Origin of the sequence: Mycobacterium sp. OAE908, from assembly GCF_017872775.1 — a bacterium.
Taxonomy (GTDB): Bacteria; Actinomycetota; Actinomycetes; order Mycobacteriales; family Mycobacteriaceae; genus Mycobacterium.
The window spans coordinates 2,559,211-2,580,106 of sequence record NZ_JAGGJL010000001.1; the positions used below are offsets into that span (position 1 = coordinate 2,559,211).

The window sequence follows — 20,896 nt, forward strand, 5'->3', positions numbered from 1 at the left end:
GCTTAGGCCAAGTCCCACACGTGCACGGTCGACCCGGCGGCCACCTCGGCGACGTCCTCGTCGATCTCCAGCAGGCAGTTGGCCGAGGCCAGCCAGCGAAGATGGTGTGATGCCGGCGGTCCGTAGCTGGTGACCGTTCCGGCGTCGCGGTCGAGCACTCCGCGGCGGAACTGCCGCTTGCCGCGGGGGGAGGTGAGGTCCTCGGCCAGTTCCGCCGTTCGCCGCGGCCGCTCCGGATTCGGCAGTCCCATCGCGGCGCGCAGCGGTTCGCGTATGAACACCTCGAACGACACCAGCGCGCTGACCGGGTTGCCGGGCAGCGTGATGATCGGCACGCCGTTCACCGATCCCGCACCCTGCGGCATGCCCGGCTGCATCGCCACCTTGACGAAGTCGACCTCGCCCCCGAGCGAATCCTTGACCACCTCGTAGGCGCCCGCGCTCACACCACCCGTCGTGATGATCAGGTCGGCGTCACCGACATGTGCATCGAGCGCGTTGCGGAACGCGTCCACGTCGTCGCCGACCATCGGCGAGGCGACAACGACCGCGCCTGCGTCACGCACGGCAGCGGCCAGCATCACGGCGTTGGACTCGTAGATCTGTCCCGGCTGCAACGGGGTGCCGGGAGCCACCAGCTCGGTGCCGGTCGACATCACCAAGACCCGTTGCGGGGGAACGACTTTCAGCTCGCCCAAGCCCAGCGCAGCGGCCAGGCCGAGCGCCGCGGGCGTGAGTACCTGGCCCGCGTGCAACACCGTAGTACCCGCCGTGACGTCCTCGCCGGCGCGGCGGACATGCTGACCTTGTTTCGCGCTGGTGCGGATGGCCACCGTGTCGGTCGCACCGTCGGTCGCCTCGACCGGCACCACCGCGGTCGCCCCTGTCGGCAGGGGCGCGCCGGTCATGATGCGGTGTGCCGTACCGGGTTTCAGTGTGAGCGGGTCGGTGCGGCCTGCCGGAATGTCCTCGGCGACGGGCAGCAGCACGGGCTGTTCGGGTGTCGCGGCAGCGACGTCGTCGGCCACCACGGCGTACCCGTCCATGGCCGAGTTGTCGAACCCCGGCAGCGAGAGCGGCGCCACCACATCGTCGGCCAATACGAGGCCGAGCGTCTCGGTGAGCGGCAGCATGACCGCAGGCTTGGCGGTGATCAGTCCGGCGACGACGCGCCGGTGTTCATCGACGGTGCGCATCAGACGGGGAACGTCACGCCGGTGAGTTCTTCCGACACCGTCCACAGTCGCCGCTGAAGATCCTCGTCATGCGACTGACCGCTGGACTCAACGAGTTTCGGATGGCCTCTGGTTTCGCCGATGCCGTCGGGCCCGTAATACTGGCCGCCCTGCACGTCGGGGTCGGTGGCCACGCGCAGGATCGGCAACGCACCCATCGCTGCGGGCTGCATGAACGAACGCCATAGGAAGGGAGGGATGAAGCTGGGCAGATGCCGCATCAACTCGGTGTCCGACAGACCTGGATGGGCGACCGCGGCGATTGTGGGCGTCCCCTTGGCGGCGAGCCGCCGCTGCAATTCATAGGTGAACAGCAGATTCGCGAGCTTGGACTGGCCGTAGGCCTCGACGCGGTTGTATCTGCGTTCCAACTGCAAGTCGTCGAAATGGATCCGGGCCAGGATGCGGTGGCCGACGCTACTGACCGCGATGACCCGCGACCCCTCGACCGGCAACAGGTTGTCGAGCAGCTGACCGGTCAACGCGAAGGCGCCGAGATGATTGGTGCCGAATTGCATCTCGAAACCGTCTTTGGTGGTTTCGCGCGTCGGCACGTACATCACGCCCGCGTTGTTGATCAGCAGGTCGATGAGCGGATAGTCGGCGCGCAACTGATCGGCGGCCTTGCGAATACTGTCCAGCGACGTCAGGTCCAACTCCTGGAGGCTGACTTCTGCGTTGGGATTCTTCGACCTGATCCGATCTGCGGCCTCGTTGCCTTTGGCGAGATTGCGCACGGCGAGCACGACGTGGGCACCCTTGCCCGCCAATACCGCCGCGGTGTCGAAGCCCAGGCCCGAATTCGCACCTGTCACGATTGCGACTCGGCCCGTCTGATCCGGCACGTCGGCCGCGGTCCACTTGCTGCTCATGGCCTCAACATACTCAGGGCCTAACGGTTAGTTTCGTTGTCGTGGGGATGCAGCTGATCGAACCGGCCAACCGGCCGAGTCGCAAGGCCCCGCTGGTCTGGGCGATCGGCGCGGCGATCCCGTGGCTGATGCTGGCGGTGGGCCAGCTGGTCTGGTTCGTCGTCAGCCCCGGGTTGCCGTGGTTACACGCGACTGCGGCCGTGGCCACGGCGTTGGGCATCGTGATGTTCGTAGGGGTGGTCCCGGTGTGGCGATACCGCGTGCACCGCTGGGACATCGACCCCAAGGCGGTGTATACGCGGACAGGCTGGCTGGTGCAGGAGCACCGGATCGCGCCGATCTCGCGGGTGCAGACCGTCGACACCGAACGTGGCCCGCTGGACCAGCTGTTCGGGCTGGCCAATGTGACGGTGACGACGGCGTCGTCGGCGGGTGCAGTGCGCATCGTGGCGCTGGATTTCGATGTGGCAGAACGGGTTGTCGCACAGCTGACCGATATCGCGGCCCTCGGCGCGGAGGACGCGACGTGACCGGCGAGGTGTGGCAACGACTCAGCCCACGCATGCTGTTGGTGCATCCCGTCCACGAGGTGCTCCGCCAGATACCGCTGCTGATCGGCTCGGTGGTGCTCGGATCGGCGACGGGCAATCCGCTGTGGACGCTGTTCGGCCTCGCGCTCGTCGTCGGCTATGGCGTGGCGCGGTGGTTCACCACCGCGTACCGGATCGACGCCGAAGAAGTGCGGCTGCGTAAAGGCGTGCTTCAGCGCAAGGTTCTTTCGGTGCCGCGAAACAGGATTCGCTCTGTTTCGACCGATGCTCGGCTGTTGCACCGACTGCTCGGGCTGACTGTGTTGCGGCTCGGCACAGGCCAGGAAGCCACGCGCGACGCGGCGTTCGCACTCGACGCGGTCGAGGCCGGAGAAGTGCCGCGGCTGCGCGCCATTCTGCTGGCGGATTCGCTTGTGATCGAACAGGACACGTCGGGCCGGGAGTTGGCGCGTTGGCAGCCTTCCTGGTTGCGTTACAGTCCGCTGAGTTTCACCGGACTGGCGATGATCGCGGCGGCAGTTGGCCTGTTGTATCAGGCGGGTGCCATTGCGGCACTGCAGGATTCGCGACTGGCCCGGTCTGGCGTTGAGGCCGCGGAGCGCTTCGGAGTCGCGGCAAGCCTGAGCGTGGCCGCGGTCGTGGTGCTCGTCGCCTCGGTGGTGTTGTCGGTGCTGCGGTCGCTGGTGACGTATGGAAATCTCGTGTTGCGCCGAGATGCGGAGCTGCTGCACCTCGAGCATGGACTGCTGCGGCTGCGCGAGCACACCTTCGACATGCGGCGGTTACGCGGCGGCACGTTGCGTGAGCCGCTGTTGGTGCGATTGTTCGGGGGCGCCCGACTGGACGCGGTGATGACGGGTGTCGGTGGGGCCGGCGAGGCGTCGTTGCTGCTGCCGCCATGCCCGCGCGTGACTGCTGAGTCGGTGTTGTCGGGGTTGATCGCCAACCCGGACGCGGTGAGCGGCCCGCTGCAGGCACACGGCGCCGCGGCGACGCGCAGGCGCTGGACGCGGGCGTTGGCGCTGCCCGCGGTGCTGCTGATCGTGATGGTCGTGGTGCCGACACCGATCTGGGGGTGGCCGGTGTGGGTGGTGCTGACGGTCTGCTGTGTGCTGTTGGCGGTCGACCGGTCGCGGGCGCTCGGGCATCGGGTGGATCCGGAGTGGCTGGTGGCACGGTCGGGCAGTCTGGATCGGCGCCGCGACTGCATTGCGGCGGCGGGCATCATCGGATGGACCGTGCGCCAGACGCTGCTGCAGCGCCGTGCGGGCGTCGCGACGTTGATCGCCGCGACCGCAGCGGGAGTGAAGCGTTACCGGGTGATCGACGTTCCCGCCGAGCTGGCATGGACGATCGCAGCGGCCGCATCGCCGTGGGTCGCCGACAACGCATGGGCCAAGGCTTGAACTGCCAGAATCGAGGACATGATCACGGGCCTGGCACATAGCGGCGTCTGCGTTCCCGACTGTGAGGCGGCCGTGGCTTATTACCGCGACGTGCTGGGATTCACGGTGCTTTCGCCGCCGTACGTGATGGACGGCGACGCCATCCGCGCCGACATGGGTGAATTGTTGGCCGATCCTGCGATGAAAGCCGCGATCGTAGGCTTCGGCGACGACGGTGACCGGGTGCTCGAAGTCATCGAGTATCTGCGTGCCGACGGCGGCGACACGGCCCGGACAGGTCTGGCCGACCCAGGGCTGTCGCACATCGGGCTGATCTGCGACGACGTCGCCGCAACTCGGAAGACGCTGGAGGACAAGGGAGTTCGCTTCCTCGTCGATGGAATCGCCGACATCGCAGGAGTGCGCACCACGTGGTTCGCCGGCCCGTGGGGTGTCGTCTTCATCCTGGTCGAGAAGGGTAAGCAGGAGCGGCCGTACTTCGCGCAGTTCGGGTAGCCCCCGAGTTGCGCTGATTCGTTTGCCGTTTAGTGTCGGGCCATGGCAATCGGTGGTGTGCTGTTCGACATCGACGGCGTCCTGGTGACGTCGTGGAAGCCGATCGCGGGCGCATCGAAAACATTGCGGACTTTGTCTGACAACCAGATTGCGTGCTCGTACCTGACCAACACCACGACGCGGACCCGGGTGCAGATCGCCGAACTCCTCACCGAGGCCGGGATGGCGGTGCGCGCCGACGAGGTCATCACCGCTGCGGTGCTCACCGCGGAGTATGTCCGCAGCCGCTATCCCGATGCGCGGTGCTTCTTGGTCAACAGCGGGCAGATCGCCGAGGACATGCCTGGCATCGACATCGCGTATTCGAGCGAATTCGCCGGCCCGAAGGCACCCGAGACGCCCGATGTGGTGCTGCTGGGCGGGGCGGGCCCGGAGTACAGCCATCTGACGTTGTCGTGGGTGTACGACTGGATGGCGCAGGGAGTGCCGGTGGTCGCAATGCATCGCAGCACCGCGTGGACCACCACCGACGGCTTGCGGGTCGACACCGGCATGTACCTGATCGGAATGGAAGAGACTTCCGGCCGTAAGGCCACCGCTGTCGGCAAGCCTGCGCCCGAAGGTTTTCTGGCCGCCGCGAGCAGGCTGGGCGTCGACGCAGACGAGATGTACATGATCGGCGACGACCTCAACAACGACGTGCTGGCCGCGCAGGTGGTGGGGATGACCGGGGTGCTGGTGCGCACCGGCAAGTTCCGCCAGGACACGCTGGACCGTTGGGCCGCAGACGAATTCGCGATGCAGCCCAATCATGTCATCGACTCGGTAGCCGGTCTGCCGGAACTCCTCGGGCTCTAACGCTGCGGCCCGAAATTTGTCGGACCCCTTGTGATGATGGGGTTATGTTCTTGGCGGCGACCGCGATGATTCCGAAAGAGCGTCTTGAGGTGCTCTTTGAGGAGCTCGCGGAGTGGGCGGGGCAGCGCAACGCCATTGATGGGCGCGTGGTGGAGATCGTCGCCGAGATCGACCGCGACGGGTTGTGGGGTGCCACCGGGGCACGCTCGGTGGCGGGGTTGGTGGCCTGGCGACTGGGGTTGTCCTCGACCACCGCGAAGACCATTACGACGGTCGCGGGCCGGTTGGACGAGTTTCCGCGCTGCGCAGAAGCGATGCGCGAGGGCCGGTTGTCGCTGGATCAGGTCGGCGTCATCGCCGGCGCGGCGGGCGTGGGCTCTGATGAGCATTACGCGCAGTTGGCGGCCGTGGCGACGGTCAACCAGTTGCGCACCGCGGTCAAACTCGAACCCCGACCCGACCCCGAACCGCAATCGGAGCCGAAGGTTTCGGTCACCAAGACCACTGATGAGCACTTCACCACGTGGCGCATCCGACTGCCGCATATCGAGTCGGCCAAGCTCGACGCCGCACTGGCGTCGCATCACGACGCCCTCTACACCGAGTACAAGCTCGACCACGGAAGCGGCGACGATTCAGCGCAGCGGCCCCCGGCGCCGACCACGGGTGAGGCGTTCATGCGGCTGGTGGAGGCCGGCTGGGACGCCGAGGCCGCGCGCCGCCCGCACGCACAACACACCACCGTCGTCGCCCACCTCGACGTGGAGCAGCGCATGGCCGCCCTGCATCTGAGGCCGCTGCTCTCGGATGCCGATCGCCAATATCTGACCTGTGATGCCACCTGCGAAGTCTGGTTCCAACGCCACGGCCAACCGATCGGCGCCGGACGCACCACCCGCACGGTCAATCGGCGGCTGCGCCGCGCGCTGGAACATCGCCACCCCACGTGTGCGGTACCCGGGTGTGGGGCCAGCCGCGGACTGCACGCCCATCACCTCGTGCACTGGGAAAACGGCGGCCCCACCGACCTGGACAACCTCGTGCTGCTGTGTCCGTACCACCACCGGCTGCACCACCGCGGCGTCATCACCCTCACCGGACCCGCCCACCACCTCACCGTCACCGACAACACCGGCGAACCACTCGACACCAGATCACTGGCGCGTCCACCCACGAAACCCCCACCCGATGTTCCACCCTGGAGCGGGCCGCTGGGCGAGCGCGCCGACTGGTGGTGGTATGACCCCTACCAACCACCACCAACCAACAACTAACCCCGACCGGGGCAGCGCCCTAGAGCCGCCGGGTGTCGAGTCGAGTCTCGTCGGCCGCATCGACGAAATACGCTGCGGCGCCATCACGTTCGCTGAACGCTTCGACAAAGTCGGTGCCGCGATACAGCACACCCGCGCCGTCATCGGTGGCGTATCCGGCCGGCAAGGTGCCGTCACCGACGAGGCGTTGGAACAACGGGCGGCGCTGCGGTTCGGAGTCGTAATGAACGCCGTTCGAATACGGCACGAGGGCGAGCCCGTCGGTGACTGGCCGAAGATCCGGTCCGAACGAATCCGTCGTGCCTCCGACGTGCCAGCAGATCGATCCCGCGGAGACGCCGGTGAGCACCACGCCTGCCTGCCATGCGGTTCGCATCGCCGCGTCCACACCGTGCAGCCGCCACATCGCCAGCAGACCCGCCACGCTTCCGCCGAACACCCACACCACATCCTGGTCGAGCAGGTGCGCGGTGATGTCGTCGACGTTGGGCATCGGGAACAGCGTCAGGTGCGACGCGGCGAGCCCCCGCACGTGCGCGGCGTCAGTGAGCCAGTGCAGGACGGTCGGATTGTCACCGAGCGCGGTGGCGACGAAACAGATCCGCGGCGCGCGTCCCGTGACGCCGGCCAACTCGATCGCGTATTCCGTCAGCTCGCTGAACTCCCATCGGGTCCGCCGCCCTTCCCGCAGGCCTCCGCTAGTCGCGAGGATTGTCGGCGCGTCGGCGGGCATGAGGAAAACGTATGCGGGATTGTCGGTTTGCGCGATTACTTATCGGGATGCGCGGAGTCTCTATTCACATGACCGAAGAACGCATGACTGCCACGCTGACAATTCAGGCGCCGGTTCAGGACGTCTTCAACGTGCTGGCCGACCCGTCGACGCACCAGGCCATTGACGGCACCGGATGGGTGCGTGAGCCGCTGGATGACAAGCCGCTGGCCGGCGTCGGTCAGGTTTTCCGGATGACGATGTTTCACGAGAACCACCCGGACAAGTTCTACGAAATGGCCAACAGAGTCGAGGTCTTCGAGCCGCCGCGAGCCATCGCATGGCTACCCGGACAAGGTGCTGACGACGCCAATCTCGAGTTCGGTGGGTGGCTCTGGCGCTATGACCTGACGTCAGTCGGCCCGGCGGAAACCGAAGTCACTTTGACCTACGACTGGTCCGGTGTCCCATCGGAAACCCGCGAACACATCGGGTTCCCGCCGTTCGACCGGCAGCATCTGGACAACTCGCTGAAGCATCTGGCGGAGTTGGCTTAAGCCTGTAGCGTGCGCACCGCTTCGATGCGCGCCTTGAGCTGATCCGTCGTCGCGGCGGCGATCGGCGGCCCGCCGCAGAGCCGACGCAGCTCGTTGTGGATCCAACCGTGCGGCTTGCCAGTTCGGTGGTGGGCCACCGACACCAACGCGTTGAGCTCACGACGCAACTCGCGCAGCTGTCCATGCGTCGACGGCCGCGGCACCTCGCCCGTCGCAGTGCGCTTCGACAGCTGTTCATCCTGCCTGCGCCGCAACAGGTCTCGCATCTGCTCGGCGTCGAGCAGGCCGGGGATACCCAGGTAGTCGGCTTCCTCCTCGCTGCCCGCAGGCGTCGCCGTCCCGAACGAGGAGCCGTCGAAGATGACTTGATCCAACTCTGCGTCGGCGCCAAGCGATTCGAAGCCGTTGTCCATGTCACCGGGCTCGGACTTGCGTCGCTCGACGTACTCCTCGTCGCCTTCAGCCTCGCGGTGCGGCTTGCCGAGCACGTGATTGCGCTGGGCTTCCATCTCGCTGGCCAGCAACAGCAGGTTGGGCACGGATGGCAGGAAGATGCTCGCCGTCTCACCGGGTTGGCGAGTACGGACGAACCGCCCGATCGCCTGGGCGAAGAACAGCGGCGTCGACGCGCTGGTCGCGTACACGCCGACGGCGAGCCTCGGCACGTCGACGCCCTCGGACACCATCCGCACCGCGACCAGCCAGCGACTGCTTCCTGCCGAGAACTGGCTGATGCGGTCCGAGGAACCGGGATCGTCGGACAGCACCACCGTCGGCGCCTCGCCGGTGATCTTGGTGAGCAACTCGGCGTAGGCGCGGGCAGCGGTCTGGTCGGAGGCGATGACCATGCCACCCGCGTCGGGAACGTGCTGACGCTTCTGTTGCAGGCGTTTGTCGGCGGCGGCGAGAACCGCCGGCATCCACTCGCCTGCCGGATTCAGCGCGGTGCGCCACGCGCGGGCGGTCTGCTCAGCGGTCAGCGGCTCACCGAGGCGGGCGGCATGTTCTTCGCCCGCACTGTCGCGCCACCGCGCCTCGCCCGAGTAGGCCAGGAAGACGACGGGCCGGACCACACCGTCGGCCAACGCCTCGGCATAGCCGTAGGTGTGGTCGGCCAGCGACCGCATCAGCCCGTCGCCGTCGGGTTCGTAGGTGACGAACGGGATCGGGCTGTCGTCACTGCGGAACGGAGTACCCGTCAGCGCAAGCCGTCGGGTCGCGTCGTTGTAGGCCTCGCGGATCGCGTCGCCCCAACTCTTCGCGTCACCGCCGTGGTGGATCTCGTCGAAGATGACAAGCGTGCGGTAGTTCTCGGTGCGCACCCGATGCCGCGTCGGGTGGCTGGCCACCTGCGCATAGGTGACGACGACACCGTGGTACTCCGACGACGTCTGCGCCGACGAGTTGCTGAACTTCGGGTCCAGCGCGATGCCGACCCTTGCGGCCGCCTGCGCCCACTGCGTCTTGAGATGTTCGGTCGGCACGACGACCGTGATTCGCTCGACGGTGTTGTCTGCCAGCAGCTCTCCAGCGATGCGCAGGGCAAACGCGGTCTTACCTGCCCCCGGCGTCGCGACGGCGAGGAAGTCGCGGGGTTTGGCACCCAGATACCGCACCAATGCCCGACGCTGCCAGCCCCGCAAAGCCTGGGTGTCGGGCGCTGCAAAAGCCGGCACCCAAAGCTCCTCACTGATCGGACAGCAGCCTAGCGCAGGGGATTACGCGCGCGCATCTCTACTGGAGAACGTGTCGCAGGTCGGCAACTCGCTAGACCGATTGTCGTGACAGGCAGCATCGCGAGCCCACTTCCGGACAAGGGAGGACGTAACCGAGCTGTCCACGCCACTCGTCGAACAGCAAACACGGGGCTTGCGCTGCGTCAGGGTGGGTACCCACTTGGCCACGATGACAGCAATGACCGATCGCGGCACCGACGACATCGACCCTTGTGTACGCGTGTACGGGACGCGCGTACACAATCTACGGGGCGTCGACGTCGTCGCACCACGTGACGCGCTGGTGGTGTTCACCGGCATCTCGGGTTCCGGGAAGTCTTCGCTGGCCTTCGGCACCATTTACGCCGAGGCGCAGCGCCGCTACTTCGAATCGGTCGCTCCGTATGCCCGTCGCCTGCTGCTGCCGTCCGGCGCGCCGAAGGTAGATGACATCACCGGGCTACCGCCCGCCGTCGCATTGCAGCAGCGCCGGGGTTCGGCTACGTCACGGTCGACGGTCGGCACCGTCACCACCCTGTCGAACCTGCTGAGGATGTTGTTCTCCCGCGCTGGCACCTACCCGCGGGGCGCCACGGAACGACTGGACTCCGACGCCTTCTCCCCGAATACCGCGGTCGGGGCGTGCCCCGAATGCCACGGACTCGGACGCATTCACCGGGTGACCGAAGAGACGCTGGTACCGGACCCGTCGCTGACCATCCGAGAGGGGGCGGTAGCAGCATGGCCGGGCGCCTGGCAAGGTCAGAATCTGCGCGACATCCTCGTCACCCTCGGCTATGACATCGACAAGCCATGGCGGAATCTTCCTAAGCGGCAACGGAATTGGATCCTGTTCACCGAGGATCAGCCAACTGTCGAGATCGATCCGGGCCAGCATCCCGTGCAGGCCGACTATTACTACAACGGCACGTTTTCCAGCGCCGAGCGCCACGTCCGTCACACGTTGGCGAACTCGCACAGCGCGATGATGCGTCGGCGTGTGCTGCAGTTCGTCGACAGCGTCGACTGCCCGGTGTGCGACGGTTCCGGCTTGCGGCCGGAGGCGCTGAAGGTGACATTCGCCGGACGCACGATCGCAGAATTCGCGGCGATGCCGTTGACGGAACTCGCAAATACATTGCAGCCCACAGCTTCTCGCACCGACGGCGCCGCTGCCTACGAGTCCACCGAATCCGGTGAGCTGACCGAAGTGGCGACCATGATCGCCGCTGACCTCGTTGCACGCCTGCAGATACTCATCGATCTCGGTCTCGGCTACCTGACGCTCAGTCGCCGCACACCGACGGTGTCACCAGGCGAACTGCAGCGGTTGCGGCTGGCCACTCAATTGCGAGCCGGCCTTTTCGGAGTGCTTTACGTCCTCGACGAGCCGTCGGCCGGTCTGCACCCGGCCGATGCCGAACCGCTGCTTGTCGTGCTCGATCGTCTTCGGCGAGCGGGCAATTCGCTGTTCGTGGTCGAGCACGACATGGACGTCGTACGCCGTGCCGATTGGATCGTCGATGTTGGCCCCGGGGCCGGAGAGCTCGGCGGCGACGTACTCTACAGCGGGCCGGTGTCTGGGCTCGCGGACATCGAGGCTTCGGTCACGCGCAGGTATCTGTTCGACGGGGCTGAGCCGCCCACCCGTGACCCTCGCACGCAGACCGGGCAGCTGCGGTTGCGCGGCATCAACTTTCACAATCTGGAAGACCTGGACGTGGACCTGCCACTCGGGGTCTACACCGCGGTCACCGGTGTGTCGGGTTCAGGCAAGTCGACGCTCGTCGTCAAGGTTCTCGGCGACGTCGTGAACAACCACCTCGGAGCGGGTCGTTCAACCGAGCCAGCCGAATCCGACGATGACGAATCCGGCACTGGGATAATCGATCTCGACCATGACGCGAGCATCGGCGTGACGGCCCACGGAGTCGAGGAGATCAACCGATTGGTTTCGGTTGATCAGCGCCCGATCGGACGTACCCCGCGGTCGACGCTGGCAACCTACACCGGCCTGTTCGACGCCGTACGTCGCGAATTCGCCGCGACCCCGAAGGCGCGTCGACGCGGTTGGACCGCGGGCAGGTTCTCGTTCAACGTCGCCGAGGGGCGGTGCCCGACCTGTCAAGGGGAGGGGTTCGTCTCGGTGGAGCTGCTGTTTCTGCCTGGCACATATGCCACGTGTCCGACGTGTCAGGGCGCGCGCTACTCCGAGCAGACGCTGGAAGTGCGGTATCGGGATCGAACCATCGCCGACGTGCTCGCGATGACGGTCGACGAGGCGGCGGAGTTCCTCGCCGACGTTGCGCCTGCTGCTCGGAGTCTGACCACACTTCAAGAGGTAGGGCTGGGATATCTGCGTCTTGGACAGCCCGCGACGGAGTTGTCCGGCGGCGAGGCCCAGCGCATCAAGCTGGCGTCCGAACTGCAACGGCCGCGGCGCGGTCATACCCTCTACGTCCTCGACGAACCGACCACCGGTCTGCACCCCGCCGATGTGGATCTGCTCGATCGTCAGCTGCACCGACTCGTCGACGCGGGCAATACGGTCGTGGTGGCCGAACATGACATGCGGATGGTCGCGGGTGCCGACTGGGTGATCGATCTGGGCCCTGGCGCGGGCAATGACGGCGGTCGGGTCGTGGTCGCAGGACCACCGGCGAAGGTGGCACGTGCGAAACGGAGCCGCACGGCGCCCTACTTGGCGAAGCGGCTGGCGGCGTCGGCTATTCGATGAAGAAGTTGTCGTTCTTGACGAACCACTCACGGCGCTCGTCGTCGGACATCTCACCCAGCTTGGCCATGCCCTCGAAGTAGTGCTCACGCGGCGCGCCGGGCGCGAACAGCATCAAGATAGACGTCGGCTCGTCGGCCTCATTGCGAAAACCGTGGATGCCACCGGGCGGCACGTACAAGAAGTCGTTGGGATGCCCGTCGATCCAGTCGGTGCCGTCGTAGAGCTTGACGGTGCCCGACAACACGAAGAACGCCTCGGACATCGCACGGTGAAAGTGCGGCCCCGGTCCGCCGCCCTGCGGGGCGATCTCCACCCGATACAGCCCGTAGTCGCCGTCGGTGGCCTGTTGGTTGGCCAGATAGTGGTACTTGACGAGGCCGAACGAGTCGTAATCCGGCGCCTCGTCTCCACGCTTCAACCAGGCGCTGACCTCAGGTTGGTCCTTGGTGTACCGAGGCGGGGGATAGGGCGGCACGATCAGAGACATCGCATGCCAGCCTAGCGAGGCGCTGCCCGGAAGTGCGCACCATGGGCACAGGGCTCGTACAGGTCTCGCCCGCATAGTGCGTGCCATGGACCTTTCGGTGTCCGGGTTCGCCAACGCGTGGTTTCTGCTGTTCTTCGTCGCGATCGCGGCGCTGCTGGCGGGCTACGTGGTGGCGCAACGCGCGCGGCGGCGACGGGTGATGCGATTCGCCAATTTCGACTTGCTGCAAGCGGTGGCGAGACCGCGTCGTCGGCGGTGGCGCCATCTGCCCGCGGCGCTGCTCGTCGCGTCGCTGGCGTTGTTGACCACCGCGATGGCGGGCCCGACACATGACCTGCGGGTGCCGCGCAACCGCGCGGTCGTGATGCTCGTCATCGACGTGTCAGAGTCGATGGTGGCGACCGACGTCGCGCCGAACCGGTTGGCGGCCGCCAAGGAAGCCGGCAAGCGATTCGTCGACGAGCTGACGCCGGGAATCAACCTTGGCCTGGTCGAATTCGCCGGTACCGCAACACTATTGATGGCGCCGACGGTCGATCGAGACGCCGTCAAGGCCGCGATCGACACGCTCAAGGCCGCCGAGCGGACCGCAACCGGCGAGGGAATCTTCACGGCGCTGCAGGCGATCGCCGCAACCACGGCCGTACTCGGCGGTGGTCAGGGTCCGCCGCCCGCGCGCATCGTTCTGGAATCCGACGGTAAGGAAACCGTTCCCGGCGACCCCGATGGGCCGCGCGGTGCCTTCACTGCTGCGCACGCCGCGAAGGAACAGGGCGTGGGAATCTCGACGATCTCGTTCGGCACCCCCGACGGCACCGTCACGCTCGACGACCAAGAAATTCCAGTGCCCGTCGACGACTCGACATTGCAGAGGATCAGCGAGATTTCGGGCGGACAGGCATTCCACGCGGACAGCCTGGACACACTCAACAGCGTGTATTCGACGCTGCAGCGCAACATCGGCTTCGAGACGATTCCCGGCGACGCCAGCGCGCCATGGATTCGGTTGGGGGCGTTGGTCTTGATCGCCGCCTTGGCGGCGGCAGCGGTATTCAACAGGAGCCTGCCGGATTAGGTGGGCAGTCGGCGGTTGATCAGCAGCCCGAGCACCGCCCCGACGGCGGCCAGGATGACGGCCAGTCGCAGCCATCCGGCGCTGGCCGGGCCGCGCTCGATCCGGTAGCCCAGTTGATCCTCGGCGGCGTGGAAGTTGCGGCCGAGCTCGTCAACGGTTGCGGCGGAGGATGTTTGGCCACCGGACAGGTTCGCGATGGCCTTCATCGTCTCGTCGTCGACCGGTACGGGAATGGTTTGGTCCTTGAGTTCGACGTTGCCGGTAGCTGTTCCCAACGAGACGGTCGAGATCGTCACGCCTGCTTGTCTGGCGGCCCGTGCTGCGGTGTAGGCGCCGTCGGGTGCGTTCGGGTTGTCGGGCACGGTTTCCTTGCCGTCGGACAGCAGCACGATCGTCGCGGGCGCCGGTTTGTCGTCCGGGCCTTTCAGCACCGCGTTGACGGTCTGAATCGATTGCAGCGCAGAGAAAATCGCTTGCCCGGTGGCGGTCTTGTCGTCGGGCCGCAACTTGTCGAGAGCAGCGACGGTGAGTTGGTGGTCGGGGCTGGGGGCGACCAGGACGTTGGGAGTGCCTGCGAACGCGATGAGTCCGAGGTTCACACCGGGCGTCACCTGCTTGGCGAAATCCTGCGCGGCGTGTTCGGCGGCGGTCAGTCGGTTGGGGGACACATCCGTTGCCATCATCGACTGCGACACGTCGATGACGAGCGTGATGACGGCGCGGTTGCGTGGCACCCGGACGTCCCGGGTGGGTTGCGCCAGCGCGATGCTCAGCGGCACGAGCGCGACAAGCAGCAAGGCCATCGGCAGATGCCGCCACCGCGACGGCCGCGCGCCGCCCCCGCCGGCGAACCGTCGTATCCGCTGCCCGCGCCGCCCCTGGGCGGCCGCGTAGACACCCAGGAGCGCCGCGGGAGCGACAAGCAGGATCAGCCACGCCGGGTCGTCGAACCCAGACAGCGACAACAGACCCAATCCAGGAACCGTCACCGCCTCACTGTGGCCGCTGCCGCTGGGAATCCCCTGTGTCCCAGTTCAGCTCAGCTCAGCCGACCGGCGACACCACCGATGTCAGCTCTTCTGACACCGCCCACAGCCTGCGTTGTGCGTCGACGTCATGCGACGCCGCGCTCGACGCGACGACCTTCGGGTAGCCGCGTTGTTCAGCGAATCCGTCGGGCCCGTAGTACTGCCCGCCGATGGCTCCGGGATCGGTCGCGGCGCGCAGCGACGGCAGCGCCCCCATGTCGGCGCCTTGCATCACCGGTTCGAGCACCCGCGTCGTGATGGCGACCAGCGGCGGCAGGTTGCGAGTCAGTTCGGTTCGCGAGCCACCGGGATGGGCGGCTACGGCGATGGTGTCGGTGCCGCGCAGGCGCCGCTGGAGTTCGTAGGTGAACATCAGGTTGGCCAGCTTCGACTGTCCGTAAGCGCGGACCCGGCTGTAGTCGCGCTCCCACTGCAGATCGTCGAAGCGGATACCGTTGACGAAGCGGTGGCCCTGGCTGCTGACCGAGACGATGCGCGAACCCGGCGCAGCGAGAACCCGGTCGAGCAGCAGACTGGTCAGTGCGAAATGGCCGAGATGGTTTGTGCCGAACTGCAATTCGAAGCCGTCCTTCGTGACGCCCTGTGGCGGCATCATCACCCCGGCGTTGTTGATCAGCAGATCGATCGACGGGTAGTCGGCGCGAAGCTGATCGGCAGCGGCGCGGACGGAGGCCAGCGACGAAAGGTCCAACTCTTGAATGGCGACACTTGCGCCGGGGTGCGCGCGGGCGATGAGGTCGGCCGCCGCCTTGCCTTTCTCGAGATTGCGGACGGCAAGCACTACGTGTGCGCCCTTCGCCGCGAGCGCGGTCGCCGTCTCGTAGCCGAGGCCGGTATTGGCGCCGGTGACGACGGCCGTGCGGCCGGTCTGGTCGGGAATATCGGCAGTTGTCCACTTGCCCATGAGGGATCTCCTACAATCGGTTAAACGGGGCGGAGGCTCCGTTTGATGACGACTATACGGAACGCACGCCCCGCTTATCTATTCCCGAGGTGACCGATGACCGAAACGGCCCGGCCGATGCGTGCCGACGCAGCGCGTAACCGTGCGCGGGTGCTGGAGGTCGCCTACGAGACGTTCGCCGAAGAGGGCCTTGGCGTGCCGATCGACGAGATCGCCCGCCGGGCAGGGGTCGGCGCGGGAACGGTGTATCGGCATTTCCCCACCAAGGAGGACCTGTACCGGGCGGTGATCGAGGCCCGCATCAACCACATTGTCGATGACGGCCGCCGTCTGCTGGCCTCGGCGGATCCGGGTGACGCGCTGTTTGAGTTCCTGCGGTCGATGGTGCTGCAGTGGGGTGCGACGGATCGAGGCCTGGCCGAGGCGCTCGCTGGGCTGGGCGTCGACGTCAAGGCCGCGGTGCCCGAGGCGGAGGACGCGTTCCTCGAACTGCTGGGGAACCTGCTGCGAGCAGGCCAAAAGGCGGGCACGGTGCGGCGCGATCTCGATGTGCGCGACGTGAAGGCGCTCATGGTCGGGGCGCAGGCCATTCAGACCTATAACGCCGAGGCGGCCGATCGGCTCATCGAGGTGGTGCTCGATGGGTTGCGCGCAGGGTGAACACCGCCTAGGTGACCTTGCACTCGCCCTGGTCGAGTGCTAAGAATGCAGTTGGCACTCGCGACCGGTGAGTGCTAGGTCGGGACGGTGAGGCCGGGGACCCGCGCGGAGCACATCCCCAGCCGTCCGTCGCGGGCACTGCGCCCGACCAATAAGACGTGCATCCCCAATCCGGAGGAACACTTCGCAATGGCTAAGACAATTGCGTATGACGAAGAGGCCCGTCGCGGTCTCGAGCGGGGCCTGAACAGCCTCGCCGACGCGGTAAAGGTGACGTTGGGCCCCAAGGGTCGCAACGTCGTCCTGGAGAAGAAGTGGGGCGCCCCCACGATCACCAACGATGGTGTTTCCATCGCCAAGGAGATCGAGCTGGAGGATCCCTACGAGAAGATCGGCGCTGAGCTGGTCAAGGAAGTTGCCAAGAAGACCGACGACGTCGCAGGCGACGGCACCACCACCGCCACCGTGCTGGCCCAGGCGCTCGTTCGCGAGGGTCTGCGCAACGTCGCGGCCGGCGCCAACCCGCTCGGCCTGAAGCGCGGCATCGAGAAGGCCGTCGAGAAGATCACCGAGACGCTGCTGAAGTCGGCCAAGGAGGTCGAGACCAAGGAGCAGATCTCTGCCACCGCCGCAATCTCGGCAGGCGACACCCAGATCGGCGAGCTCATCGCCGAGGCCATGGACAAGGTCGGCAACGAGGGCGTCATCACGGTCGAGGAGTCCAACACCTTCGGCCTGCAGCTCGAGCTGACCGAGGGCATGCGCTTCGACAAGGGTTACATCTCGGGTTACTTCGTGACCGACGCCGAGCGTCAGGAAGCGGTCCTCGAGGATCCGTACATCCTGCTCGTTTCGTCGAAGATCTCGACGGTCAAGGATCTGCTTCCGTTGCTGGAGAAGGTCATCCAGTCCGGTAAGCCGCTGCTGATCATCGCCGAGGACGTCGAGGGCGAGGCGCTGTCCACGCTCGTCGTCAACAAGATCCGCGGCACCTTCAAGTCCGTCGCCGTCAAGGCCCCGGGCTTCGGTGACCGCCGCAAGGCGATGCTGCAGGACATGGCCATCCTCACCGGTGGTCAGGTCATCAGCGAAGAGGTCGGCCTGTCGCTCGAGAACGCCGACGTCTCACTGCTGGGCCAGGCCCGCAAGGTCGTCATCACCAAGGACGAGACCACCATCGTCGAGGGTGCGGGCGACAGCGAGGCCATCGCCGGCCGCGTCGCGCAGATCCGCTCGGAGATCGAGAACAGCGATTCCGACTACGACCGCGAGAAGCTGCAGGAGCGCCTGGCCAAGCTGGCCGGCGGTGTTGCGGTCATCAAGGCCGGTGCTGCCACCGAGGTGGAGCTCAAGGAGCGCAAGCACCGCATCGAGGACGCTGTTCGCAACGCGAAGGCGGCCGTCGAGGAGGGCATCGTCGCCGGCGGTGGCGTGGCCCTGCTGCAGGCCGCGCCTGCGCTGGAGGAGCTGAACCTCACTGGTGACGAGGCCACCGGCGCGAACATCGTTCGCGTTGCGCTGGAGGCCCCGCTCAAGCAGATCGCCTTCAACGGCGGCCTGGAGCCCGGTGTCGTGGCCGAGAAGGTCCGCAACTCTGCTGCCGGTACCGGCTTGAACGCCGCCACCGGTGAGTACGAGGACCTGCTCAAGGCAGGCGTCGCCGACCCGGTCAAGGTGACGCGTTCGGCGCTGCAGAACGCGGCGTCCATCGCGGCGCTGTTCCTGACCACCGAGGCGGTCGTCGCCGACAAGCCGGAGAAGGCTCCGGCTGGTGCGGCCGACCCGACCGGTGGCATGGGCGGCATGGACTTCTAAGTCCCTTTACGAGAAGGCCCGGGTGTGCTTCGGCACCCCGGGCTTTTTCGTGCCTTCCCCGGCGCGAACGTGGGTTACCCGCACGCTGTTTCACGCCAGCGCGTGACACAAGCCCACACTCGGCAATCGAGCGATACAGTGCGACATGGCTGAGAATGAGCAGTCGCCCCTCGTCCCATTCGTCGACGAGGACGGGCGCGTAACCGGCGTCATGGACGAGCTCACCGCCGAGTACCTGGCTTCAACCGACCCTGACCCGACGCAGGCCTCGCTTGACGAAGCGTTCAAAGGAGTCACCCGAGTTCGGCTCATCGGTCGCCGATTCGAACCCACCACTGTGGAGTACGACGGTGAACAGTATGCGGCGAACGAAATGGTGTTCGATGTGGTGCGTTTGGACATCACGGACGCCGCGAGCCTCGCCGAGTTGGGACCGGCGCTTCGAATCATGGAGTCCGAAGAATACGGGCACGTCATGAGTATCGGTGACCACCACTTGGAACTGTGGACCGGCGAACAACACGTGCACACGTTGGAAGTCATCGACTGGGACACGATCCGATGGTCTTCGGTATGGAAGGGTGACGCGACGCTCGCCGATCCGCGGCGCTTCGCGGATTGGCTACTGGCTTACGGCATTCCAGATGCGCAAGACAGATGTGAGGAACGCGAGCAGTCGATGGCCGAACGGCAGCGACATGTGCTGAACTGGGTACGGGCCATGCCGCCGTGTCTGCGTCCACTGTGGCCGGAACGGCTGGGCGACGGACGCGGGCAGGATCCAGACCTCGACGCCGCTCGCCTGCTTTTAGAAGAAGCGATGCCCGATCCCGTCGCTCGGGTGCGGGCGCTCTACGCGTGGTTCGGTTCGGACCCCGGACCGTGGACCGGGTATTACGATCACGAGGAAGTTCCCAAATGGCTTCTGCGGGAATATCCGATCGACGTGTTGCTGGCGGCGGTCGAAACCGGCGCTGACGCCGAATTGCTCGGCGCCGCTCGACTATTCACCACCTCTGAATTCGACCGAACCCTGAACGCCGCTCTGACGCGGTGCCCTGAGTCGCTGCGCGAGCAGATGCTGCAGGCCATCCAACGGCAAGGCATCGCGGAAAATCTCGAGCTGTTCCGGCGCGCGTTCGACCTCTCTGACCGTTGAGCCTAGGTCGCACGCGCGATGGCTTGGATGGTCCGAAGCCGACCGTCGGCCAACGCCGCGACCAGGTTCTTGGCCTTGGTCTCGAAGTCGGGGACGAACGCATGCAGGCCAAGCGGATTGGGCGGCAATGCCAACAGCGCCTGCATCAACGCGACGGCGTCCTCGGTGAGATCGGCCCAATGGTCGATGGCGAACCCGGCGTCTTCGATAGCGGCACGCAACTGGTCGGCGGAGGCGAGGTGGCTGTGCGCGGGGTGGTCGGCCCACGGCAGTGGGTATCCGAGTTCGCGTCCATCGCCAGAAGCGATGTCCCACAACGCAAGTCGCCCGCCTTTGACCAATACCCGGCGCGCTTCGGCGTAGAGTCGTGGCTTGTCGGACACATTCATCTGAACGTGTTGGCTGAAGACGACGTCGAAGGTGTTGGCGGCGAACGGTAGTGCGGTGACATCTGCCTGCCGCACCGAGATGCGGTCATCCAATCCGACGAGCCGGTTGAGCCAACGCGCCGTTTCGCAGTACTCGTCGGTCAAGTCGACGGCGGTGACGCGAGACCCGCGGCCGTCGGCGACGAAGCGAGCGGTGCCGCCGACGCCGCTGCCCGCGTCGAGCACATGGTGGTCGCGGGTCAGGTTCAGCAGATCCACCAGCTGATGGGTGGCGATGCGACCCATGGTGTGGAAGTCCTCGAGCGGCGCGAGGTCGGCGGGCTGAAGATGTCGAAGGTCCAGACCTGCCGCGAGGAGCGCACGCTCGATGCCTTGCCGCGATACGCCCGTTGAGTACTGAGTGTCGACCATGCTTGTCAGCATGAACCCAGCAGACAAGAAAATCAACTAATTAAACAAGAATTACGTTCTACGCTCTGAGCGTAATCACCCGCGGGTGCCGAACGTGGGTTACCCGCACACCTTTTGGCCGCAGAGCGTGACACAAGCCCACACTCGGCGGGGTATTCAGCCTTCGAGTGGCACGCAATCGTGCAGGCAGCCCGGGTTCGTGGCGGGAGTTTCCGGTGTCGCCGGGCGGTGCAGCACCGCGCGCGTTGGCTTGACGGTCAGGGTTTCACCCGCCGTGCCAAGACCGTCGACGATCAGCGTGTAACCACCGGGCTGGCTGGGCGGCCACACGAGCGTGACGTCGCAATGCCGTCCGACGTTGCGACGTGTGGTGTTGCCGATGGCTCCGACGGCGAGCACACCGGCGCGCAGTTCTGGCTGCACTGCGACGGTGTGTGCGCGGTAGTCATCGCCAACGGTGATCAGATACGCGAACGTGAAGTCGGCAAGGGCGTCACCGAGCTGGTCGACATCGACTTTCACACTCATGTATCGA

General features: G+C 66.2%; 20 protein-coding genes. 11 read left to right on the forward strand and 9 right to left on the reverse strand.

The window, feature by feature from the left end; all coding sequences use genetic code 11:
* Nucleotides 1-2: 2 nt before the first annotated feature.
* Both J3E61_RS12510 and J3E61_RS12515 read right to left on the reverse strand, forming a co-directional pair.
* The gene (locus J3E61_RS12510; RefSeq protein WP_210083763.1) at nucleotides 3-1,196 is read right to left on the reverse strand and encodes a molybdopterin molybdotransferase MoeA; all 1,194 of its coding nucleotides are present in this window, start codon (nucleotides 1,194-1,196) and stop codon (nucleotides 3-5) included.
* Nucleotides 1,196-2,107: an SDR family NAD(P)-dependent oxidoreductase gene (locus J3E61_RS12515; protein ID WP_210083764.1), complete on the reverse strand. Its 912-nt coding sequence runs from the start codon at nucleotides 2,105-2,107 to the stop codon at nucleotides 1,196-1,198. Before J3E61_RS12515 ends, J3E61_RS12510 begins: the two co-directional genes overlap by 1 nt.
* A gap of 47 nt (nucleotides 2,108-2,154) precedes the next feature.
* On the opposite strand from J3E61_RS12515, the gene J3E61_RS12520 reads away from it, so the two are divergent.
* Genes J3E61_RS12520 through J3E61_RS12540 form a run of 5 tightly spaced genes read left to right on the forward strand, consistent with a single transcriptional unit; the run spans nucleotide 2,155 to nucleotide 6,691 of the window.
* On the forward strand, nucleotides 2,155-2,637 hold the full coding sequence (locus J3E61_RS12520) for a PH domain-containing protein (protein WP_210085530.1): 483 nt from the start codon (nucleotides 2,155-2,157) through the stop codon (nucleotides 2,635-2,637).
* A 32-nt stretch (nucleotides 2,638-2,669) separates the two neighbouring features.
* The gene (locus tag J3E61_RS12525) at nucleotides 2,670-4,064 is read left to right on the forward strand and encodes a PH domain-containing protein (protein WP_210085531.1); all 1,395 of its coding nucleotides are present in this window, start codon (nucleotides 2,670-2,672) and stop codon (nucleotides 4,062-4,064) included.
* An 18-nt stretch (nucleotides 4,065-4,082) separates the two neighbouring features.
* Entirely contained in the window at nucleotides 4,083-4,559 is a 477-nt protein-coding gene (locus tag J3E61_RS12530; protein ID WP_210083765.1) for a VOC family protein, read from the forward strand.
* Between the two features lie 42 nt (nucleotides 4,560-4,601).
* On the forward strand, nucleotides 4,602-5,417 hold the full coding sequence (locus J3E61_RS12535; protein ID WP_210083766.1) for an HAD-IIA family hydrolase: 816 nt from the start codon (nucleotides 4,602-4,604) through the stop codon (nucleotides 5,415-5,417).
* A gap of 44 nt (nucleotides 5,418-5,461) precedes the next feature.
* On the forward strand, nucleotides 5,462-6,691 hold the full coding sequence (locus J3E61_RS12540; protein ID WP_210083767.1) for an HNH endonuclease: 1,230 nt from the start codon (nucleotides 5,462-5,464) through the stop codon (nucleotides 6,689-6,691).
* Between the two features lie 19 nt (nucleotides 6,692-6,710).
* Here J3E61_RS12540 and J3E61_RS12545 read toward each other — a convergent pair whose 3' ends face one another.
* The gene (locus J3E61_RS12545) at nucleotides 6,711-7,424 is read right to left on the reverse strand and encodes a Type 1 glutamine amidotransferase-like domain-containing protein (RefSeq protein ID WP_192725576.1); all 714 of its coding nucleotides are present in this window, start codon (nucleotides 7,422-7,424) and stop codon (nucleotides 6,711-6,713) included.
* A 68-nt stretch (nucleotides 7,425-7,492) separates the two neighbouring features.
* Between J3E61_RS12545 and J3E61_RS12550 the strand changes: the two genes are divergently transcribed.
* Nucleotides 7,493-7,960: a polyketide cyclase gene (locus J3E61_RS12550; protein WP_210083768.1), complete on the forward strand. Its 468-nt coding sequence runs from the start codon at nucleotides 7,493-7,495 to the stop codon at nucleotides 7,958-7,960.
* Here J3E61_RS12550 and J3E61_RS12555 read toward each other — a convergent pair.
* Nucleotides 7,957-9,636 carry a DEAD/DEAH box helicase gene (locus J3E61_RS12555; protein ID WP_210083769.1) on the reverse strand — a complete coding sequence of 560 codons (1,680 nt, stop codon included), beginning with the start codon at nucleotides 9,634-9,636 and terminating at the stop codon, nucleotides 7,957-7,959. The two genes, J3E61_RS12550 and J3E61_RS12555, sit on opposite strands and share 4 nt — an antisense overlap.
* 229 nt (nucleotides 9,637-9,865) lie before the next feature.
* Between J3E61_RS12555 and J3E61_RS12560 the strand changes: the two genes are divergently transcribed.
* Complete coding sequence (locus J3E61_RS12560; RefSeq protein ID WP_210083770.1) at nucleotides 9,866-12,412, forward strand: excinuclease ABC subunit UvrA; 2,547 nt, start codon at nucleotides 9,866-9,868, stop codon at nucleotides 12,410-12,412.
* Here the strand turns inward: J3E61_RS12560 and J3E61_RS12565 are convergent.
* Nucleotides 12,402-12,899, reverse strand: coding sequence for a cupin domain-containing protein (locus J3E61_RS12565; RefSeq protein ID WP_210083771.1), 498 nt, complete (start codon nucleotides 12,897-12,899; stop codon nucleotides 12,402-12,404). The two genes, J3E61_RS12560 and J3E61_RS12565, sit on opposite strands and share 11 nt — an antisense overlap.
* An 85-nt stretch (nucleotides 12,900-12,984) precedes the next feature.
* On the opposite strand from J3E61_RS12565, the gene J3E61_RS12570 reads away from it, so the two are divergent.
* On the forward strand, nucleotides 12,985-13,974 hold the full coding sequence (locus J3E61_RS12570) for a VWA domain-containing protein (protein ID WP_210083772.1): 990 nt from the start codon (nucleotides 12,985-12,987) through the stop codon (nucleotides 13,972-13,974).
* On the opposite strand, the gene J3E61_RS12575 is transcribed toward J3E61_RS12570, so the two are convergent.
* The gene (locus J3E61_RS12575; RefSeq protein WP_210083773.1) at nucleotides 13,971-14,963 is read right to left on the reverse strand and encodes a VWA domain-containing protein; all 993 of its coding nucleotides are present in this window, start codon (nucleotides 14,961-14,963) and stop codon (nucleotides 13,971-13,973) included. The two genes, J3E61_RS12570 and J3E61_RS12575, sit on opposite strands and share 4 nt — an antisense overlap.
* A 55-nt stretch (nucleotides 14,964-15,018) precedes the next feature.
* Nucleotides 15,019-15,927, reverse strand: a complete 909-nt coding sequence (locus J3E61_RS12580; protein WP_210083774.1) for an SDR family NAD(P)-dependent oxidoreductase — start codon at nucleotides 15,925-15,927, stop codon at nucleotides 15,019-15,021.
* 96 nt (nucleotides 15,928-16,023) lie between these two features.
* On the opposite strand from J3E61_RS12580, the gene J3E61_RS12585 reads away from it, so the two are divergent.
* The 3 genes from J3E61_RS12585 (at nucleotide 16,024) to J3E61_RS12595 (ending at nucleotide 19,561) form a co-directional block, all read left to right on the forward strand.
* Entirely contained in the window at nucleotides 16,024-16,587 is a 564-nt protein-coding gene (locus J3E61_RS12585; protein ID WP_210083775.1) for a TetR/AcrR family transcriptional regulator, read from the forward strand.
* A gap of 189 nt (nucleotides 16,588-16,776) precedes the next feature.
* Nucleotides 16,777-18,402: a chaperonin GroEL gene (gene groL / locus J3E61_RS12590; protein ID WP_192725567.1), complete on the forward strand. Its 1,626-nt coding sequence runs from the start codon at nucleotides 16,777-16,779 to the stop codon at nucleotides 18,400-18,402.
* 145 nt (nucleotides 18,403-18,547) lie between these two features.
* A complete protein-coding gene (locus J3E61_RS12595; RefSeq protein ID WP_210083776.1) occupies nucleotides 18,548-19,561 on the forward strand; it encodes a hypothetical protein in 1,014 nt (337 codons plus the stop codon).
* Between the two features lie 2 nt (nucleotides 19,562-19,563).
* Here J3E61_RS12595 and J3E61_RS12600 read toward each other — a convergent pair whose 3' ends face one another.
* Both J3E61_RS12600 and J3E61_RS12605 read right to left on the reverse strand, forming a co-directional pair.
* A complete protein-coding gene (locus J3E61_RS12600; RefSeq protein ID WP_210083777.1) occupies nucleotides 19,564-20,373 on the reverse strand; it encodes a class I SAM-dependent methyltransferase in 810 nt (269 codons plus the stop codon).
* Between the two features lie 144 nt (nucleotides 20,374-20,517).
* Entirely contained in the window at nucleotides 20,518-20,889 is a 372-nt protein-coding gene (locus J3E61_RS12605) for a pyridoxamine 5'-phosphate oxidase family protein (protein WP_192725564.1), read from the reverse strand.
* Between the last annotated feature and the right edge of the window lie 7 nt (nucleotides 20,890-20,896).

What these genes read in the sequence shown, in the direction of transcription:
- J3E61_RS12510 (WP_210083763.1), bottom strand. Translation starts at nt 1,196, where the DNA reads ATGCGCACCGTCGATGAACACCGGCGCGTCGTCGCCGGACTGATCACC.
- J3E61_RS12515 (WP_210083764.1), bottom strand. Translation starts at nt 2,107, where the DNA reads ATGAGCAGCAAGTGGACCGCGGCCGACGTGCCGGATCAGACGGGCCGA.
- J3E61_RS12520 (WP_210085530.1), top strand. Translation starts at nt 2,155, where the DNA reads ATGCAGCTGATCGAACCGGCCAACCGGCCGAGTCGCAAGGCCCCGCTG.
- J3E61_RS12525 (WP_210085531.1), top strand. Translation starts at nt 2,670, where the DNA reads ATGCTGTTGGTGCATCCCGTCCACGAGGTGCTCCGCCAGATACCGCTG.
- J3E61_RS12530 (WP_210083765.1), top strand. Translation starts at nt 4,083, where the DNA reads ATGATCACGGGCCTGGCACATAGCGGCGTCTGCGTTCCCGACTGTGAG.
- J3E61_RS12535 (WP_210083766.1), top strand. Translation starts at nt 4,602, where the DNA reads ATGGCAATCGGTGGTGTGCTGTTCGACATCGACGGCGTCCTGGTGACG.
- J3E61_RS12540 (WP_210083767.1), top strand. Translation starts at nt 5,462, where the DNA reads ATGTTCTTGGCGGCGACCGCGATGATTCCGAAAGAGCGTCTTGAGGTG.
- J3E61_RS12545 (WP_192725576.1), bottom strand. Translation starts at nt 7,424, where the DNA reads ATGCCCGCCGACGCGCCGACAATCCTCGCGACTAGCGGAGGCCTGCGG.
- J3E61_RS12550 (WP_210083768.1), top strand. Translation starts at nt 7,493, where the DNA reads ATGACCGAAGAACGCATGACTGCCACGCTGACAATTCAGGCGCCGGTT.
- J3E61_RS12560 (WP_210083770.1), top strand. Translation starts at nt 9,866, where the DNA reads ATGACAGCAATGACCGATCGCGGCACCGACGACATCGACCCTTGTGTA.
- J3E61_RS12565 (WP_210083771.1), bottom strand. Translation starts at nt 12,899, where the DNA reads ATGTCTCTGATCGTGCCGCCCTATCCCCCGCCTCGGTACACCAAGGAC.
- J3E61_RS12570 (WP_210083772.1), top strand. Translation starts at nt 12,985, where the DNA reads ATGGACCTTTCGGTGTCCGGGTTCGCCAACGCGTGGTTTCTGCTGTTC.
- J3E61_RS12580 (WP_210083774.1), bottom strand. Translation starts at nt 15,927, where the DNA reads ATGGGCAAGTGGACAACTGCCGATATTCCCGACCAGACCGGCCGCACG.
- J3E61_RS12585 (WP_210083775.1), top strand. Translation starts at nt 16,024, where the DNA reads ATGACCGAAACGGCCCGGCCGATGCGTGCCGACGCAGCGCGTAACCGT.
- groL (WP_192725567.1), top strand. Translation starts at nt 16,777, where the DNA reads ATGGCTAAGACAATTGCGTATGACGAAGAGGCCCGTCGCGGTCTCGAG.
- J3E61_RS12595 (WP_210083776.1), top strand. Translation starts at nt 18,548, where the DNA reads ATGGCTGAGAATGAGCAGTCGCCCCTCGTCCCATTCGTCGACGAGGAC.
- J3E61_RS12600 (WP_210083777.1), bottom strand. Translation starts at nt 20,373, where the DNA reads ATGCTGACAAGCATGGTCGACACTCAGTACTCAACGGGCGTATCGCGG.
- J3E61_RS12605 (WP_192725564.1), bottom strand. Translation starts at nt 20,889, where the DNA reads ATGAGTGTGAAAGTCGATGTCGACCAGCTCGGTGACGCCCTTGCCGAC.